This is a genomic window from Serratia sp. HNCC26DJ206 (assembly GCF_057180605.1).
Genome location: NZ_JBXUGP010000096.1, coordinates 1 through 1,505, shown reverse-complemented (window position 1 = coordinate 1,505; position 1,505 = coordinate 1). Strand labels below are relative to the sequence as shown.

Annotated in this window: 1 protein-coding gene; it reads left to right on the top strand. The window is 45.6% G+C overall.

Annotation, left to right across the window (positions count from 1 at the left end; translation table 11 throughout):
* Positions 1 to 103 precede the first annotated feature (103 nt).
* Entirely contained in the window at positions 104 to 1,486 is a 1,383-nt protein-coding gene (locus tag AC2A1E_RS24060) for an IS4 family transposase (RefSeq protein ID WP_484385853.1), read from the top strand.
* Positions 1,487 to 1,505 lie beyond the last annotated feature (19 nt).

The following is a 1,505-nucleotide window of genomic DNA, read 5'->3' as shown; positions in this document are numbered from 1 at the left end:
CCTGTCTTTCATACACAAATCCCTCGATTTTCATCGAGGGATTTTTTTTGAATCTTTGTCTGCATTGCCGATCTTAATATCAAATAAACAATTGAGATAAAGTATGGTGTTTTTAACGGATGCAGAACTATGGGCAAAAGACACTTTTTCACGCGCGGAACTGGGGGATAGTCGGAGAACTAAGCGACTGATTAGTATCACCTCTTCCCTGGCTAATCACATAGGGCAATCACTTGTGCAATCACTGAAAACACCAGCGGATATTGAAGCGGCTTATCGTTTCACCCGTAACCCGTCTATTGAGGCTAAAGCGATTTCTGCTGCCGGTTTTGCGGCGACGGCAGAGCAAGCTAAATCTTATGATTGTTTGCTTGCATTAGAAGATACAACCTCACTGGACTTTACTCACCGGACAGTCAGAGATGAAATGGGTTACACCACCTCAAGAAAAAGTGCCAAAGGCATGCATGCCCATTCCGTGTTGCTTTTTGCCCCCAGAGAAGAACATGTCGTTGGTCTAATTGAACAAGAGCGTTGGACGAGGGACATCAATCTTTATGGAAAAAAAGCTCAACGAGCTTGCCGGGCTTATGCAGATAAGGAAAGTTATAAGTGGGAAAGTGCCTCCCAAGCGATGGAACAACGATTAGGCTCTGCTGAGATGGAAAAGGTTATCTCAGTCTGTGATCGTGAAGCCGATATTATCGAGTACCTGACGTATAAAACAAGTAACCATCAGCGCTTTATCGTTCGTTCTATGCAAAGCCGTTGTATAGAAGAAAGTTCGGACAAGCTTTATCAATTTAGCAGCGGCTTACAGTCAGCAGAGCAAAGGAAGGTTCAAGTAAAACAAAGAGGGGGGCGTAAAGCACGTGAGGCTATTTGCGATGTGCGCTATGCGAAGGTGACCGTCAAAATACCCGCCAATAAACAGGGTCAATCGGTACCGCTGTATTATGTTGGTTGCCAGGAAAGTGGGGATGACAGAGGGCTGAACTGGCATATTTTAACGTCAGAACCGTTAAACAGTCCGGGGGATGCACAACGTGTTCTGGATTATTATGAAAAGCGCTGGCTGATTGAGGAGTTTCATAAGGCCTGGAAAAGTGGAGGGACACAGGTAGAAGCCTTGCGAATGCAAAGTAAGGACAATTTGGAGAAGATGGTCGTTATCTTGGCGTTTATTGCCGTACGGGTTCACCAATTACGCTATCTGGGCCTCAACAGAGCAGAAGCGGAAAAGCAAAGTTGTGAGACGCTCCTCAGTCCGTTGGCGTGGAAGTTACTGTGGTCAAAACAAGAGAAGAAACCCCTGCCAAGAAGTGTACCAAGTGTTTACTGGGCTTACATAAATCTGGGAAAGCTAGCGGGCTGGTATGACTCGAAACGCAATGGTCGTGTTGGGTGGGAAAGATTATGGGAAGGATGGTTCATGTTGCAAACCATCCTTGAAGGTTACCTGTTAGCCAAGTCTTTTGACCTGTGAAAAGTGATCAAGAGACAGG